This is a genomic window from Kitasatospora sp. NPDC028055, from assembly GCF_040637885.1.
Classification (GTDB): Bacteria; Actinomycetota; Actinomycetes; order Streptomycetales; family Streptomycetaceae; genus Kitasatospora.
Map to the genome: position 1 here is coordinate 20791 of NZ_JBEZXE010000015.1, position 16743 is coordinate 37533.

Annotated in this window: 10 protein-coding genes; 6 read left to right on the forward strand and 4 right to left on the reverse strand. The window is 72.0% G+C overall.

Annotated elements, in window-relative coordinates:
* Nucleotides 1–3 precede the first annotated feature (3 nt).
* From AB0F71_RS17595 to AB0F71_RS17610, 4 genes are all read right to left on the reverse strand, one after another.
* Complete coding sequence (locus tag AB0F71_RS17595; RefSeq protein WP_360234527.1) at nt 4–1935, reverse strand: branched-chain amino acid ABC transporter permease; 1932 nt, start codon at nt 1933–1935, stop codon at nt 4–6.
* 5 nt (nt 1936–1940) lie between these two features.
* Nucleotides 1941–2906 (reverse strand): branched-chain amino acid ABC transporter permease, encoded by a 966-nt coding sequence (locus AB0F71_RS17600; protein ID WP_360234530.1) that lies wholly within the window; start codon nt 2904–2906, stop codon nt 1941–1943.
* 131 nt (nt 2907–3037) lie between these two features.
* Nucleotides 3038–4279 carry a branched-chain amino acid ABC transporter substrate-binding protein gene (locus tag AB0F71_RS17605; RefSeq protein WP_360234533.1) on the reverse strand — a complete coding sequence of 414 codons (1242 nt, stop codon included), beginning with the start codon at nt 4277–4279 and terminating at the stop codon, nt 3038–3040.
* Nucleotides 4280–4880: 601 nt separating this feature from the next.
* Complete coding sequence (locus AB0F71_RS17610; RefSeq protein ID WP_360234536.1) at nt 4881–5387, reverse strand: hotdog fold thioesterase; 507 nt, start codon at nt 5385–5387, stop codon at nt 4881–4883.
* Nucleotides 5388–5621: 234 nt separating this feature from the next.
* Between AB0F71_RS17610 and polA the strand changes: the two genes are divergently transcribed.
* The 6 genes from polA (at nt 5622) to AB0F71_RS17640 (ending at nt 16624) form a co-directional block, all read left to right on the forward strand.
* Nucleotides 5622–8324: a DNA polymerase I gene (gene polA / locus AB0F71_RS17615; protein ID WP_360234891.1), complete on the forward strand. Its 2703-nt coding sequence runs from the start codon at nt 5622–5624 to the stop codon at nt 8322–8324.
* Nucleotides 8325–8754: 430 nt separating this feature from the next.
* Nucleotides 8755–8919, forward strand: a complete 165-nt coding sequence (locus AB0F71_RS17620) for an FDLD family class I lanthipeptide (RefSeq protein WP_360234894.1) — start codon at nt 8755–8757, stop codon at nt 8917–8919.
* Nucleotides 8920–9145: 226 nt separating this feature from the next.
* Nucleotides 9146–10426, forward strand: a complete 1281-nt coding sequence (locus tag AB0F71_RS17625; RefSeq protein ID WP_360234539.1) for a lanthionine synthetase C family protein — start codon at nt 9146–9148, stop codon at nt 10424–10426.
* 128 nt (nt 10427–10554) lie between these two features.
* Nucleotides 10555–13764 carry a lantibiotic dehydratase gene (locus AB0F71_RS17630; protein WP_360234542.1) on the forward strand — a complete coding sequence of 1070 codons (3210 nt, stop codon included), beginning with the start codon at nt 10555–10557 and terminating at the stop codon, nt 13762–13764.
* On the forward strand, nt 13761–15659 hold the full coding sequence (locus tag AB0F71_RS17635; RefSeq protein ID WP_360234545.1) for an ABC transporter ATP-binding protein: 1899 nt from the start codon (nt 13761–13763) through the stop codon (nt 15657–15659). The genes AB0F71_RS17630 and AB0F71_RS17635 overlap by 4 nt, the downstream gene beginning before the upstream one ends.
* On the forward strand, nt 15659–16624 hold the full coding sequence (locus tag AB0F71_RS17640) for an MsnO8 family LLM class oxidoreductase (RefSeq protein WP_360234548.1): 966 nt from the start codon (nt 15659–15661) through the stop codon (nt 16622–16624). Before AB0F71_RS17635 ends, AB0F71_RS17640 begins: the two co-directional genes overlap by 1 nt.
* Nucleotides 16625–16743: the final 119 nt, after the last annotated feature.

The following is a 16743-nucleotide window of genomic DNA, read 5'->3' on the forward strand; positions in this document are numbered from 1 at the left end:
GCGTCACGCCCCTGCCTTGGTGAGTGCGCCCGGTTCGCCGGTGGGCTGGGCCGGGATGGCGGCTTCGTGGAACTCGAGTTGGCGGCGCCGGTTGGGGATGAGTCCTTCGGGGCGGACGCGCATCAGGACGATGAGGGCGGCGCCGAAGGCGAGGAGCTGGTAGTCGGAGAGGAATTCCAGCTTCTTGGGGATGAGGAAGAGGAGGGTGGCGCCGGCCAGGGGGCCGCTGATGGTGCCCATGCCGCCGAGGATGACGGCGGCGAGCAGGAAGGCGGAGTTGGGGGGGAGGGCTTCGGCGAAGGTGTACTGGTCGGGGGTGACGGTGTAGCTGACGTGGGCCTGGACGGTGCCGGCCAGGCCGGCCAGGCAGGCGCCGAGGGCGAAGGCGAGGAGCTTGAGGCGGAAGCCGTTGATGCCCATGGCTTCGGCGGCGGTCTCGTCCTCGCGGATGGCGACCCAGGCGCGGCCGATGCGGGAGTTGCCGACGCGGGCGAAGATCAGTACGACGAGGGCGGTGACCAGCAGCATCAGCAGGTAGTAGTTGGAGAAGCGGCCGAGTTCGATGCCGCCGACGGTGTGCGGCTTGCCGAGGTCGAAGCCGAAGATCTCCAGGTCGGGGATGCGGGGGATGCCGTTGGAGCCGTTGGTGATCTTGGGGCCGGTGGTGCCGTTGAGGTTGAGCATGGTGATGCGGAAGATCTCGCCGAAGCCGAGGGTGACGATGGCGAGGTAGTCGCCGCGCAGCCGCAGGGTGGGGGCGCCGATCAGGACGCCGAAGACCATGGAGACGGCGGCGCCGGTGAGCATCGCGGCCCAGAACGGGAACTGGACGTGGATGGGCGAGGCGGGGGAGCCGGAGACCAGGGCGGCGGCGTAGGCGCCGACGCCGAGGAAGGCGACGTACCCGAGGTCGAGCAGGCCGGCCAGGCCGACGACGATGTTGAGGCCGAGGGCGACGGTGGCGAAGATCAGGATGTTGGTGGCGACCGAGGTGTACTGGTCGCTGCTCTGGGTGAAGGGGAAGCTGGCGGCGGCGGCGAAGGCGGCGCCGGTGGTGACCGGGCGGTACTTGACGGTCAGGGCGCGCAGCCGGCCGAGCAGTCCGGACTTGGCGAGGGCGGCGATCGAGGGGGCGGCGAGCAGCAGGTAGCCGATGAAGAGCTCGCCGTACTCGGTGTCGATGCCGAAGGTGATCGCGTACAGGCCGAGTCCGAAGGCCAGGACGATGAGCAGGACCTCGGCCCAGGAGGGGAGTTGGCGGGCCGCGGGGAGCGGGCGTTCGACGGTGCCGAGACGGATCCGGCTGTTGGCGAGGTGGCCGAGCTGGAGCAGCAGGACGACGCCGGCGGCGATGGCGAGGGCGCCGGCCAGGGCGGTCATCACCGGGGCGACCGGCTGGTCGTCGGGGATGGCGTGGGCGGCGAACCAGCCGATGGGGGCGGCGGGGACGAGCAGGAAGAGCCGCTTGTCGAGGATCCGCAGCGGGACGGCGGTGCGCCGGTCGAGGGGGAGGCCGAGGGCGCCGAGGACGCCGAGCAGGCCGCCGGCGGCGAGGACCCAGCCGCCGGGTTCGAGGTTGGCGAGGCCGCCGAGTTCGACGGAGATGGCGGTGACGGAGTAGGCGGCGACGGCGAGGGCGCCGGTGGCGGCGAACAGGACGGCGTTGTTGCTGCGGCTGGGGGCGGCCCAGCGCAGGCCGGGGACGCCTTGGGCGGCGAGCAGCAGGACGAGGGTGAGGACGCCGGCGACGACGGCGAGCCACTGGAGTCCGGCGGGGGAGCCGTAGTAGGTGAGGTCGCCGGGGAAGTCGCTGGTCCAGGTCCAGGACATGGCGGCGGAGGCGGCGGTGAGGAGGGCGCCGAGGCCGGTGAGGGCGGTGGCGGCGGGGGCGGGCAGGGGGATGACCGGGGTGGTCTCGGTGCTGGTGGTGGTCATGGTGGTCACGCCCTGTCCGAGACGCGCTCGCCGAGCAGGCCTTGGGGCCGGACGAGGAGCACGAGGATGAGGAGTACGAAGGCCCAGACGTCCTTCCAGGCGCCGCCTCCGAAGAGGTGCATGCCGGGCAGGTGCTGGATGTAGCCGGTGGCGAGGGCTTCGGCGAGGCCGAGGGCGAGGCCGCCGAGCATGGCGCCGTAGATGTTGCCGATGCCGCCGAGGACGGCGGCGGTGAAGGCCTTGAGGCCGAGGATGAAGCCCATCCGGAAGTCGACCTGGCCGCTGCGCAGTCCGTAGGCGACGGCGGCGACGGCGGCGAACGCTGCGCCGATGGCGAAGGCCATGACGATGATGCGGTCGGTGTCGATGCCCATCAGCTTGGCGGTGTCGGGGTCCTGGCTGGTGGCCTGCATGGCGCGGCCGGAGCGGGTGCGGGTGACGAACCAGCCGAGGATGAGCATGCACAGCGGGGCGGCGATGATCAGGAAGAGGTCGCTGCGCTGGAAGGTGACGGAGCCGAGGTGCAGGTACTCCTGGACGAACTTGGGGAAGTCGAAGGAGAAGGGGTCGCCGGGGATCTTGGGGAAGACCCGGGCCTTCTTGGCGTCGGGGTAGAAGGAGAAGACGAGTTGCTGGAGGAAGATGGACAGCCCGATCGCGGTGATCAGGGGGGCGAGCCGGGGGGCGTTGCGCAGCGGCCGGTAGGCGAAGCGTTCGGCGGCGACGGCGGTGAGGGTGGAGACCAGGATGCCGGCGATCAGCATGAGGGGTAGGGCCAGCCACAGGGTGGTGCCGCCGGGGAGGGCGAGGTAGGCGGTCAGGGCGCCGAAGCCGCCGACCATGACGATCTCGCCGTGGGCGAAGTTGATGAGCTGGACGATGCCGTAGACCATCGTGTAGCCGATCGCGACGAGTCCGTAGAGGGCGCCGAGGATCAGGCCGTTGGCCAGCTGCTGCGGTAGGTCGTGCACCGCTGGGCCTCCGTAGTGCGTTCGGGGGTGTCCGCGTGGGTGGTGGATGTGGGGGCGCGCGGGGGCACTCGTGGTGCCCCCGCGCGCTGGTGGTTCGGTGGGGCCGGCCGGCGTGTCAGCCGTTGAAGGTGTCAGCCGTTGAAGGTGCCGGACTTCTCCACGGCCCACTTGCCGTCCTTGACGGTGTAGACGGTGAGCTGCTTGTTGGTGGTGTCGCCGAACTCGTCGAAGGAGACCTTGCCGGTGACGCCGTCGAAGGAGACCTTCTGGACGGCGTCGCGGACGCTCTTGCGCAGGCCGTCGCCGGTGGGGAGCTTGCCGTTGTTGCTGTTCACGACGGACTTGACGGCCTGGATGATGGCCCAGGCGCTGTCGTAGGAGTAGCCGCCGTAGGTCTCGTAGGCGTCCTTGTAGCCGGCGGCCTTGTAGTCGGCGATGTACTTCTTGGCGGTGTCGAGGGATTCGACGGGCAGGCCGACGGCGGTGGCGAAGTCGCCCTGGCCCTTGGGGTTGAGCTTGATGAAGTCGCCGCTCTGGATGCCGTCGCCGCCCATCAGGGGGATGTTGACGCCGGCGTCCTTGAGCTGGAGGGAGAGCGGGCCGGCGGCGGGGTACTCGCCGCCGTAGTAGACGGCGTCGGCGCCGGAGGTCTTGACCTTGGTGACGATGGCGGAGAAGTCGCGGTCGTCGGGGTTGACGTGCTCCTCGCCGGCGAGGGTGCCGCCGAGCTTGGTGAATTCGCCCTTGAAGGTGGAGGCGAGGCCGGCGCCGTAGGTCTTCTGGTCGTCGATGAGGAAGACCTTGGTCTTCTTGGCGTCGTTGTAGAGGAACTGGGCGGCGAAGGGGCCCTGGACGGCGTCGGTGGTGGCGGTGCGGAAGTAGGACTTGAAGGGGCGCTTCTTGTCGCCGCTGGCCCACTTCTCGCCCTGGCTGAGGGCGACGCCGGTGTTGGCGGGGGAGATCTCGGTGAGGCTGGCGTCGTCGAAGATCTGCTGCATGGACTGGGCGACGCTGGAGTTGAGCGGGCCGACGACGCCGAGGACCTTGGGGTCGCCGACGAGCTGGGTGGCGTTCTGCTGGCCGGGGGCGGGCTTGGCGGTGTCGTCGAGGGCCTTGACCTCGAACTTGACGCCGGGGACCTCGTTGGTCGCGTTGGCGTTCTTGACGGCGAGGTCGACGGAGTTGCGGATGCCGAGGCCGAGGGCGGAGAGGTCGCCGGTGAGCGGGGCGTCGACGCCGATGACGACGGTGGTGGAGCCGTTGTCCTTGCCGCCGGCGTTGTCGCCGGACTTCCCGCCGCGGGAGCCGCAGGCGGTGAGGCTGAGGGCGCCGATCACGGCAATGCTCACGACAATTGCGGAACGATGACGCACGAGGGTCCCCATTCGGTTCAGGAGGCGCCCGCGCCTGAGTGGCGGGAGCCGGGATGCGCGGAGGGCCGGGCCCATTCCGGATGGCGCGGTGACTGGCCGTGACTCTAGATGCCGTTGGGCGGCTCGGGCAGTGCTGCGGGCAGGCTGTGATTCTCTTGTTATGAGCACACGGAGCATTTGTCTCAGCATGTGGTCGTTCCGGCTCGACCGATCCTGAACTGCCGGGCGTTTACTTGCTGGTAGAGGGATGTAAGGGCCAGAAATGGGGGTTGCAGCTGGCAGCGTCGATAATCGGACAGTGCTGTCCGGTGTGCGGCATTCGGCCGTGCACGTCCGCATTGCGGACGGCGGGGGTGCGGCGAAGAGGTTCCGCGCCTCGGGGGGCCGCGGAACAGTCGCCCGCTGGGATTTCCTGGCTGTTACGCAGTGTTACAGGTTTTGGGAGCGTGCCGATCGCATCCGGACATGCCGACGCCCCCTCGTTCAGACCAACGCCTGCCCAGGGCGGCGGAAGGTCAAACAAGGGGGCGGGAAGGAGACTTGGTGTTCTCGGTGGTGAACTGGCGCTGCCCGGAGGCCCGTTGATCTCCTCGGGGGCCCGTTACAGGTCGCGCAGCATGCAGGTCAGCCGGCAACTGGTGATCCGCTTGCCGGTGTCGTCGGTGATCGCGATCTCGTACGTCGCGGCGGTGCGGCCCTTGAACACCGCCGTCGCCACGCCGGTGACCAGGCCGGAGGTGGCCGAGCGGTGGTGGGTGGCGTTGAGGTCCACGCCCACCGCGTAGCGGCCCGGGCCGGCGTGCAGCATCGCGCCGATCGAGCCGAGGGTCTCCGCCAGCGCCGCCGAGGCGCCGCCGTGCAGCAGCCCGTACGGCTGCTGGTTGCCCTCCACCGGCATGGTGCCGACGACCCGGTCGCCGGAGGCCTCGACGATCCGGATGCCGAGCTTCTCGCCGAGGTGGCCGCCGGAGAAGGTCTCCGGGTTCACGCCGAGCTTGGCGAAGTGGTCCAGCACGTCCTGCGGGACGTTCAGGACGGTGGCCGGGGCGCCGTCGGGGGCGGTGCCCGGGGCGTTCTCGGGGGCGGTGCCGGGGGCCGCGTCGGTCATCGGGGGAACTCCTGCCGCTCTGGGGTCACGTCGTCGTGCTGCCTGTGATCGTACGACCGTCCTACTCACTGGTAGTGGGCCCGGCCCGACCGGCGCGGCGCCCCTTTTGTCGGTGCCGGGCCATAGGATCGGGGGCCGGTAGTGGAATCGGCAGGAACGGACGTTGACGTGGCTACGCAGAGTACGGACAAGGGCGCGACGGGTGGCGGCGGGGCCGGCCCGCGGCCCCGGCTGATGCTGCTCGACGGGCACTCGATGGCCTACCGGGCCTTCTACGCCCTGCCGGTGGAGAACTTCAACACCTCCACCGGACAGCCCACCAACGCGGTCTATGGCTTCGCCTCGATGCTCGCCAACACCGTCCGGGACGAACGGCCCACCCACCTCGCCGTCGCCTTCGACCTCTCCCGGCAGACCTTCCGCTCCGCCGAGTTCCCCGACTACAAGGCCAACCGGGCCAAGACGCCGGACGAGTTCAAGAGCCAGATCGGCCTGATCGGCGAACTCCTCGACGCCATGAACGTCCCCCGGATGACGGTCGAGGGCTTCGAGGCCGACGACATCATCGCCACCCTCGCCACCGCCGCCGAAGCGGCCGGCTACGACGTCGACATCGTCACCGGCGACCGCGACTCCCTCCAACTCGTCACCGACCACGTCACCGTGCTCTACCCGACCAAGGGCGTCTCCGAGCTCACCCGCTTCACCCCGGAGAAGGTCACCGAGAAGTACGGCGTCACCCCGCGCCAGTACCCCGACCTCGCAGCCCTGCGCGGGGACCCGTCCGACAACCTGCCCGGCATCCCCGGCGTCGGCGAGAAGACCGCCGCCAAGTGGGTCAACCAGTTCGGCTCCTTCGACGAACTCGTCGCCCGCGCCGACGAGGTGAAGGGCAAGATCGGCGAGAAGCTGCGCGACAACCTCGACTCGGTCAAGCGCAACCGGGTGCTCACCGAGCTGGTCCGCGACGTCGAACTCCCGCTGGGCGTCCCCGACCTGGCCCGGCAGCCCTTCGACCGGGACGCCGTCGGCACCCTGATGGAGTCGCTGGAGTTCCGCAACGCCAACTTCCGCGACCGGGTGTTCGGGATCGACCCGGCCGGTGCCGCGGAGGCCGCGGAGGCCGAACTCGCCCCCGGCGTCGAGGTCGACGGCGAACTCCTCACCGACCCGGGCACCCTGGCCGCCTGGCTGCGCGAGCACGCCCGTGACGACAAGGCGCCGGTGGCGCTGGCCGCCGTCTACCAGTGGGCCCTCGGCACCGGCGAGGTCACCGAAGTGGCGCTCGCCGCAGGGGAGGCGGCCGCCTGGTTCGACCCGGCGCTGCTCGCCGAGGAGGACGAACAGGCCTTCGCCGACTGGCTCGCCGACGCGTCGGCCCCCAAGGCCCTGCACATCGCCAAGCAGGTCATGCGGGCCTTCGCCGAACGCGGCTGGACCATCGCCGGGGTCGTCGCCGACACCGCGCTCGCCGCCTACCTGGAGAAGCCCGGCCGCCGCACCTTCACCCTGGAGGTGCTCGCCGAGGAGTACCTGGCCCGCTCGCTCACCCCGGCCGCCCCCGCCGCCGAGAGCGGCCAACTCGCCTTCGACGCCCCGGAGGAGGACGGCGTCGACGCCGAGGCCGCGCGCGCCCAGGCGCTGATGCTCCAGGCCCGCGCCGTGCTCGACCTCGCCGCGCTCTTCGACACCCGCCTCGCCGAGGTCGGCGCCGCCGAGCTGCTGCACGACATGGAACTGCCCATCGCCGCCCTCCTCGCCCGGATGGAGCGCAACGGCATCGCCGCCGACCGCGACTGGCTCACCCGGCTCGAGGCCCAGTTCGCCGCCGAGATCCAGCGCTGCGTCGAAGAGGCCCACGCCGCCGCCGGGCGCGAGTTCAACCTCGGCTCGCCCAAGCAGCTGCAGGAGATCCTCTTCGGCGAACTCGCCCTCCCCAAGACCAAGAAGATCAAGACCGGCTACACCACCGACGCCGACGCGCTCACCTGGCTCGCCACCCAGACCGACAACGAACTGCCGGTCATCCTGCTGCGCCACCGCGACCAGGCCAAGCTGCGCACCACCGTCGAGGGCCTGCTCAAGACCGTCTCCCCGCAGGGCCGGATCCACACCACCTTCAACCAGATGGTCGCCGCCACCGGCCGGCTCTCCTCGCAGGACCCGAACCTGCAGAACATCCCGGTCCGCACCGAGGAGGGGCGCGCCATCCGCCGCGCCTTCGTCGTCGGGGCCGGCTACGAGTCGCTGCTCACCGCCGACTACTCGCAGATCGAACTGCGGATCATGGCGCACCTCTCCGAGGACGAGGCCCTGATCGAGGCCTTCGCCTCCGGCGAGGACCTCCACACCACCGTCGCCTCCCAGGTCTTCGAGGTCCCGGGCGCGGCGGTCGACGCCGAGATGCGGCGCAAGATCAAGGCGATGTCCTACGGCCTGGCGTACGGGCTCTCCGCGTACGGGCTCTCGCAGCAGCTCAACATCAAGCCCGCCGAGGCCCAGGGCCTGATGGACACCTACTTCGAGCGCTTCGGCGGCGTGCGCGACTACCTGCACCGGGTCGTCGAGGAGGCCCGCGCCACCGGCTACACCGAGACCCTGCTCGGCCGCCGCCGCTACCTGCCCGACCTCAACAGCGACAACCGCCAGCGCCGCGAGATGGCCGAGCGGATGGCCCTCAACGCCCCCATCCAGGGCTCGGCCGCCGACATCGTCAAGATCGCCATGCTGCGGGTCGACGAGGCCCTGCGCGCCGCCGGGCTGACCTCCCGGATGCTGCTCCAGGTGCACGACGAAATCGTGCTGGAACTCGCCCCGGGCGAGCGCGAGCCGGTCGAGGCCGTCGTCCGCGAGCAGATGGCCGGCGCCTACCCGCTGCGCGCCCCGCTCGACGTCTCCGTCGGCGTCGGCGCCGACTGGGAGGCCGCCGCGCACTGACGCGCGCCGCGGTCATCCTCGGCGGCGGGCCCGGACACGGTTGCGTGTCCGGGCCCGCCGCCGTGTTTTCGGGTGGGAATGCGTCCGAACGCCGGCGCCCGTTCCGGTCTTCCGGTATACGGATGATCACCCGCAATGTGGCCGAATTATTCAATGTCGACGAACTTGTCCAAGGTGGACATCTGGTACTTCGTGTTCGAGTCCGCCAATGACGAGATCAGCCATCTTGATCGCTCGGCCGCCCCGTCCGGCGGTCGGTTGACCAGCACTTTTCGGGTGGCCGTTGCCGGAGGCGCGGTTCTGTTGGCTCGAATCGATCGTACAAATCGGCTCCCGCGTTCGAGGGGCGTGCTAGAAAACTCCTACAGCCGCTCCTTCGTGCGGAATTTCGTGGAAACCCGGTCGGGGGAGCGGGAAGGATGAATTCGTGATGGAGGTAAAAATGGAGCAGGACTTCGACCTCGACGTCCGCGTGGCTGTTGCTCCCGAGGCGGCCAACACGCCGGACGGTTTCGCCACCATCGGCACCACGTGCTGGTCCTGTGGCAACTCGTGCAACTGCCCGATCACGGTCGGCTTCCCGACCGTCTGCTAGTCGCTCGTCGGCGCCGACGCCGACCTGGGGGGCTCCTGGCGCTGTCCTGCGCCGGGAGCCCTCCCGAATGAGCCGGAATCCTTTCCGGGATTCTTCGGCGAACGGGTCGGCGCACTCGAGGCGCGTACGTTCGGAAATGCTGCCGGGTATCGGCGATGTGATTCTGGGGGAATTCGCAGTGGCGGTGCTGGATCTCGATGTGAGGACCGCGGAGGTGGCCCGGTCCGTGGCTGATCGGCTGACGGTTTTCGCCCGCACGCCGGGGGCGTCGGGGGAACCGACGGGACCCGAGCCGCTTTCGGACGGGGCGAGCCTGGCCGACGGCTATCCAGGGATCGCACTGTCGCTGCTGCACGCCGGAAAGGCGCTGGACGAGCCCGGGCTGATCGAGGCGGCACAGGCCGTGCTCCGCCGTTCGGCGCAGGCCACCGCCGAAAGGCCGCTGTCCGAGGCCGGTCTCTACAACGGCACCGCGGGCTTCGCCAGCATCCTGCTCGAATTCTCGATCCACGACGGCCGCTACCTGCCGTCCCTGCGCCGGGTCGCCGACCGGCTCGGCGAGCAGATCGCCGCCAGGCCGCTCCTGGAGCCCGGGAAGGGACTGCCGCTCTCCGCCTTCGACGTCATCTCGGGTGCGGCCGGGCAGCTGGCCGCGGCCGTGCGGCTCTGCTCGGTGCTGGAGTCCCGGCCGGGCGACCCGATCCGCACCGCGGCCGAGCGGCTGACGGCGTACCTCCTGCGGGTGACCGAGCCGGACGACCGGCACCGGTTCGGCTGGTTCACGTCGACGGACTACTACGCGGCCTACCCGGGCTACGACGAGCAGGCCCCGTACGGGATGTACAACATCGGCTTCGCGCACGGCCTTCCGGGCATCGTGGCGGGGCTGTCCGCCGCGGCCGTCGCCGGGATCGGCGGGTCGGGCCCGGCCGAGACGATCGCGCGGACCACGGCCTGGCTGGTCGAGAACCGGCTCAGGGACGACGTGCCCGGCGCTGCCTGGCCGAACGTGCTCCAGGCCGAGGAGGGGACCGGGCTGCCCGTCCCCCCGACCGGCCGACGGTCCGCGCGCGCCGCCTGGTGCTACGGCGCTCCGGGCATCGGCACCGCCCTGCTGAACGCGGCCCGGGTGCTCGGTGACACCGCCCTCGAGGCGACCGCGGTCGGAGCCCTGCAACGGGTGGTGGACTGGTCGCCGGCCGAGCGGTACATCTTCTCGCCCAACCTCTGCCACGGCCACGCCGGGCTGCTGGCGATCTATCAGCGGGCTCACGCGCTCACCGGCTCGGCCGCCTTCGAGTCGATGGCCGAGCAGTCGCTCCGGGCCGTGCTCTCGAAGGCGGACGAGGCCCGCCCGTACGTGATGGCGGACGAGCCCAGGCCCGGCGAGCCGGTCGACGACCCGGGATTCGTCAACGGTGCGGCCGGCGTGCTGCTCGCGCTCTGCGGCGTGCTCGCACCGCGGGCGACCGGGTGGGACGAGATCTTCCTCCTCTCCCCGGCCTGACCGCGGCCGGAGGCCGCGAAGCCCGGCCGCGCCGGACCGCCCCGGGCGCCCGCGCTGGACCGCCCCGGGCGCCCGCGCCGAACCGCCTTGTCCCGTACCAGCGTCGACAGCAGAGCTAAGGAACGAGTGTGACCCGTCGGAACGCCGAGACCAGCGACCGGAAGTCCGGGAGGAGCCGCAGCTACGTCGCCCGGGACTTCTTCCTGCTCCGCGCGCCCGCTCTGCCGACCCGGGCGCTGACCGACCTGCTGGCCCCCGGGACGGGTCCGGCGGGCGCGGACGGCGCCACCTGGGAGGACCGCTACCTCCAGGGCCTGCTGGAGCTGTGGGAGAGGCCCGAGGTCCGCTCGGCGATCTCGCTGGCGGCACCGGACCTGGCCCGGGCGGTGACAGGGATCGACCGGCTCCCGGCCCGGGACCGGCGGCGGGCGATGATGAGCCTGGGCCGGTACCTGAACCGGATGAGCATGCGGGCGACCCCGCTGGGCACGGTGGCGGGTGTCGCGGTCGGCACGTTCCCGGGGCCGGAGTCGGACACCGCGGCCACCCGGCTCGGCGTTCCCGCGATCGGCACGGCGGTGGCCAGGCCGGACATGGGCTGGGTGCTGCACCTGTTCCGGGCGGCCGCCGACGCGCCGCGGCTGCGGCCCGAACTGGAGCTGCGCGCCAACGACCTGATCCACCGCGGCCGGGGACGGGCCTGGCTCTCCACGGCCGACGCCTACGGCGGGGGATCGCGACGCTCGGTGTCCGTCCGCTGGTCCCCGGCCGTCCAGTTCGTCCTGGAGGCGGCGCGCACCCCGCAGACCTTCGGCGAGCTGCGGGAGCAACTGGCGCAGCGGTACCCGACGGTTCCGGTGGAGAAGGTCACCGCGCTCCTGGACCAGCTGGTCGAGTTGGCGTTCCTGATCACCGCGCACCGGCCGGCCCTGCTGGAGGGGCCGGGCCGGCCGTCGCTGTCGGCCCAGCTGGCGGGTGTCCACGACGGCGACGCGGCCACCGCGCTGACGTCCGTCGAGGAGGCGGTGGCCGAGTTCAACTCGGTCGGCGACCCACGGGGTCTGGAGGCGCTCCAGGAGCGGATCGCCCCACAGGCGCGGCGGGTGAGCGAGGACTACGACGGGCCCCTGCTGAGGGTCGACGCCCGGCTGAACCTGGTCTCCCCGCCGGTGCTGCCGGCCGAGGTCCGGACGCTGGCGGAGGACGCCGCCGAGATCCTGGCCACCTTGGGCGCCGGCCAGCGGTACCCGTCGCAGCTGAGCGACTACGCGCTGGCGTTCAGCGAGCGCTACGGCGCGCAGGCCGAGGTCCCGGTCCTGGAGGCGCTCTCCGAGGAGACCGGCCTCGGTGCGCCGAACAGCTATCGGAATCCGCCGCGCACCTTCGAGTTGCAGCCGGCGACCAGGCGCGACCGGAGCATGGAGGAACGGGACGCGGTGCTGCACCGGCTCGTCGCCGACACGCTCAGCCGCGGCAGCGTGGAGGCGGTCCTCGACGAGCGGTGGATGGCCGAGCTCGGGCACGGTTCGGACGACCGGCCGCCGAGGCCCGCGGTCGACGTCCACCTGCAGCTGGCGCCGCCGACGGCACCGGGTTCGCGGTGGCGCGGAGTGGTCACCGCGATGGCGAACGGCGGGCGCACCTTCGCCCGGTTCCACGACCTGCTGGGCGCCGAGGAGCAGGCCGGGCTGCGGGAGCTGGCCGAGGCGGAGGCGGCGGCACTGCCCGGGGTCGAGGTGGTCGAGCTGACCTACCTGCCGGAGAAGGCGCGGGCCGCGAACGTCTCGGTCCGGCCCGCGGTACGGAGGCTGGAACTGCCGGTCAACGTGGCACCGGGGCGGGGCACGGGGGAGGTGATCGCGCTGGACGACGTGGTCGTCGGCGTCCGGGAGGGCCGGCTGTACCTGCACAGCCCCGCCCTCGGACGCGACCTGCACGTCACCCAACACACCATGCTCAACCCGCTGATGGCGCCGAACGTCGCCCGCTTCCTGCTGGACGTCTCCTCGGCGGCCTTCCAGGAGGTCCCTTCGTTCGACTGGGGCGGACTGGCCACCGTCATGCCGTTCCTGCCCAGGGTCGTCCGGCACGACCTGGTGCTCAGGCGCGCGTGCTGGCTGCTGCGTGCCACCGACGTGCCGGCCGGCTGCACCGCTTCGGCGGCGGCCTTCACCGCGGCCGTCGCGGCCTGGCGCGAGCAGTGGCGCGTGCCGCGCCTGGTCTTCCTCACCCACGGCGACAACACGATCCTGCTGGACCTGGAGAGCGAGCCCTCGCTGGCGGAGCTGCGGCTGGCCGCCGCCCGGAACGCGGCGTCCTTCGCGCTGCGGATCGAGGAGGCGCTGCCCGGCCCCGAGGAGGGTTTCCTGCGCGACACGGACGGCGCCCGCTACGTCGCGGAGGTCGTGGTCCCCGTACTGTCCGGGCAGCGGGCCCGGGCGCCCCGGGCGGCGGCCGTCACCCGTCGGCGGATCACCGAGGCCGAGCGGCTCCGCCCGGCCGGCGGGCCGTGGGTCTTCGCCAAGCTGTACGTGGAGAACGAGGCACAGGACGCCCTGCTGCTGGAGCAGGTGACGGCGCTGACGCGCTCGCTGGCCGAACGCGGCCTGACCCGGCACATGTTCTACCTCCGGTACGGCGATCCCGCCCCGCACCTGCGGTTGCGCTACCGGGCCGCGGACCCGGCCGGGGGCGCCGAACTGCTGGGCGAGGTCGCCCGGTGGGCGCACGACCTGGCCGTCGAGGGCCGGATCGCGGACGTCGAGTTCGCGACCTACCGCCGCGAGATCGAGCGCTACGGCGGCCCCGACCTGATCGACCGGGCCGAGGAGCTGTTCTGCCTGGACAGCACCGCGACCCTGGCCCTGTTGCGGCACCTTGCCGAGCCCGTACGGGCGGGTGAGGTCCCGCTGGAGCGCAACGCCCTCACCGCGCTCAGCCTCGAAACCGTCGGGCGGGTGCTGGTCCCCGACTTCGCCGAACGGCACGCCCTGGTGCGGTCCATGGCCGGGCCGCAGGCCGGTGCCACGGAGTACCGGGCCGTCGCCCGCCGGCTCTGGCAGGGCCTCACCGCGCCCGGTGGCGAGGCCGCGGTGCTGGAGCGGGTGGGCGCCGCCTGGGGCCTGGAGGGAGCCGGATTCGCCGCCGGGGTCGCGAAGGCCGCCGAGGCCGGCGAACTCTGGTCGGACCGGGAGTCCGTCCTGCGCAGCCTGTTCCACATGCACTGCAACCGGATGGGCCTGCTGCGCGAGCAGGAGGACGCCGCCTACGGCATGTGGCGGCGGCTGCTCGACCGGGCCGCCACGGCCGGGGGCTCGCCGGAGGGGAGGGCCAGGTGAGCCCGCGCCCCTGGTTCCGGCGGCCGGTGGCCGCGCTGCGCCCGGTGCTGACCGTGCTGGGCCAGTCCTGGCGCTGCGACCGCTCGGGAACGGCACAGGTGCTGCTGATCTCGCTGGTGGTCGGCCTCCTGCCGGCCTGGCAGGTCAAGACCACGGCGGCGTTCGCCGCGGCCCTGCTCAGCGCGGCCGAGGGCGGGCACCCGCAGGTCGGCGGCGTCCTGTTCTACCTGGTCGTGCTGGCGCTGCTCGGCCTCGGCTCGCAGCTGCTGACGCTGCTGCAGAACCGGGCCATGCAGCGCTGCCAGAGCCGGCTCTCGGCTTACCTGGCCGACGAGATCATCAGCCGTGCGAGTCGCTTCACGCTCTCCCAGGTGGAGGACGCGGGCGTGCAGGACTCGTTGCAGCGGGCCGTCCGGGAGGTGGCGTTCCGGCCGGGGATGATGCTCTCCCAACTGGTGCAGGCAGCCACCCCGGTGGTCACCTTCGGCTCGGTCGGCGCGATCCTGTGGACCCTGGACCCCCGGGTCGCGCTGCTGGCCGTGGTCGCGCCGTTCCCCACGGTGGTCGCGCAGATCCTGCAGGGCCGCCGTGCGCACGCGCTGGAGCACGGCCGGTCCGAGGAGCGGCGGCGGGTCAACTACTGGCAGCACCTGGCCTCGCAGCCGAACTCGATGAAGGAGGTGCTGGCCTTCCGGCTCGGCCCGGTGGTGCTCACCAACCACCGGCGGCTGCTGGCCAGGATCGTCGGCGCGGACCTGCGGATGGCGAACCGGAACTTCGCCCTGGCCGTCCCGATGGTTGTCCTGACCGCGCTGCTGACGATCGCCGCGCAGGCCACGGCGATCGTGGCCGGCAGTGGCGACACCCGGCACCTGGCCGGTCTGCTGGCCGTGATCCAGGCGATCGGCATGTTGCAGGGCAGCATGCAACAGCTCTTCGGCGCGGTGTCCGGGATGTACGTCAACCAGCTCTACCTGCGCAACGTGCACGAGTTCCTCGCGATCGAGCAGGAAGCTTCGGTCGAGGGTGAGTTGACGTTTCCTCAGGAGATCGCGGGAGGCATCGAGTTCCGCAACGTCTCGTTCAGCTACCCCGGCGGCGAGCGGCTCGCCCTGGACAACGTCTCCTTCACCCTGAAACCGGGCCAGGTGACGGCCGTGGTCGGCCTGAACGGCGCGGGGAAGTCCACCCTCGGCAAGCTCATCGGCCGCCTCTACGAACCGACCGGGGGCTCGATCCTGGTCGACGGCGTCCCGCTCACCGACTACCGGCTGGACAGCCTGCGCGACCGGGTCTCCTACGTGTTCCAGAACTACGTCGAGTACCAGCTCTCGGTGGGCGAGAACATCTCGCTCGGCATGGCGCACGAGGCCGACCGGTCGACCGCCCGGGTCGAGGCCGCGGCCCGCGAGGTCGGGATGCACGAGCACATCACCGCCCTGCCCCAGGGCTACCGGACACAGGCGGGGAAGCTGTTCGCCGGAGGCGTGGAGTTCTCCGGCGGCCAGTGGCAGCGACTGGCCATCGCCCGCAGCGCGGTGCGGTCCGCCAGCGTACGGGTCATGGACGAGCCGACCGCCGCGCTCGACCCCATCACCGAGGCCGAACTGCTCGACACGCTGACCGCGACCTCGGCCGGCCAGGTCTCGCTGATGATCGCCCACCGCTTCTCCTCCGTGCTGCGCGCGGACCGGGTGCTGGTCTTCGACCGGGGCCGGCTCGTCGAGGACGGCGACCACCAGGAACTGATGAGCCTCGGCGGCCTGTACGCGGAGATGTACGAGGCGCAGACCGCCGGCCACGAACCCGCGTCGAAGGCCGGGACGAGGGCCGGGACGAGGGCCGGGGCGAAGGCCGGGGCGAAGGCCGGAACGAGGGCGGGAACAGGAGCCTGATGATGAAACTCACCGCGTTCGACCAGGTGCTGGTCTACGGCGGCACCGGCCCGGCCGGCGCCGCCCGGGAGTCGGTCCAACTCGCCGTGGCGGCCGAGCGCCTGGGCTACCACCGGTTCTGGGTCGCCGAGCACCACGGCACGACCAGCGGCTGCGGCTCGCCCGAGATCCTGGTCGCCGCCGCCGCGGCCGCGACCGGCACCATCCGGGTCGGCACCGCCTCGGTCCTGCTGCCCCACTACGCGCCGTTGAAGGTGGCGACCACCTTCAACCTGCTGGAACGGCTCCACCCCGGGCGGATCGACCTCGGCATCGGCCGCGGGCCCGGTGCGGCCGAGCGGGTCACCCGGCTGCTCGCACGGGAGGGCGAGGCGCCGTACCACGAGAAGATCGCACAGCTGCTGGCCCATCTCACCGCGGAGACGGACCTGCTGCCCGACTCCACCCCGCCGCAGCTGTGGCTGACCGGCGCCGGAGCGGGCGGGGCACACCTCGCCGCCCACTACGGACTGCCGTTCTGCCTGGCGCAGTTCGCCCACGGCGACCTGCGGCCGGACATCGTCGAGCTGTACCGGGAGAACTTCCGCCCAGGCCCGTTCGGGGCACTCCCACGCGTCGCCGTCGCGGTCCGGGTGGCCTGCGCGGACGACCCGGGGGACGTCCGGCTGCTGCGCGCCGGCCTCGCCCTCGGCGCCACCTCGACGGGCCGCCGGACCCTTCCCTCCTGGGACGAACTCCACGCCCTGGCAGCGACCGGGTCGTTGCCCGCGGAGGAACCGGCCGACATGTCCGTACTCGCCGGGGCCCCCGCCGAGGTGTCCGAGCGGCTCGCCGCCCTGACCGCCGCCTACGCGCCCGACGAGCTCGCGATCACCACGCTCTGCCCCGACCTCGGCCTCCGGATCCGCACCTTCGAGCTGCTCCGCGCGATGGTCCCGGCCGCTTCGGCCACCGCGAGGTCGTGACTGCGGCCCGAGTGCCGTTCAGGCGGGGCGAGGGGCGGGGCGGTGGGTGGGGCAGTGGGTGGGCCGGGTGGTCGGGGCCGGTGGGTTCCGGGCTCACCGGGTGTGCCCACCCGCCCCGC

What these genes read in the sequence shown, in the direction of transcription:
- AB0F71_RS17595 (WP_360234527.1), bottom strand. Translation starts at nt 1,935, where the DNA reads ATGACCACCACCAGCACCGAGACCACCCCGGTCATCCCCCTGCCCGCC.
- polA (WP_360234891.1), top strand. Translation starts at nt 5,622, where the DNA reads ATGCTGCTCGACGGGCACTCGATGGCCTACCGGGCCTTCTACGCCCTG.
- AB0F71_RS17620 (WP_360234894.1), top strand. Translation starts at nt 8,755, where the DNA reads ATGGAGGTAAAAATGGAGCAGGACTTCGACCTCGACGTCCGCGTGGCT.
- AB0F71_RS17610 (WP_360234536.1), bottom strand. Translation starts at nt 5,387, where the DNA reads ATGACCGACGCGGCCCCCGGCACCGCCCCCGAGAACGCCCCGGGCACC.
- AB0F71_RS17640 (WP_360234548.1), top strand. Translation starts at nt 15,659, where the DNA reads ATGATGAAACTCACCGCGTTCGACCAGGTGCTGGTCTACGGCGGCACC.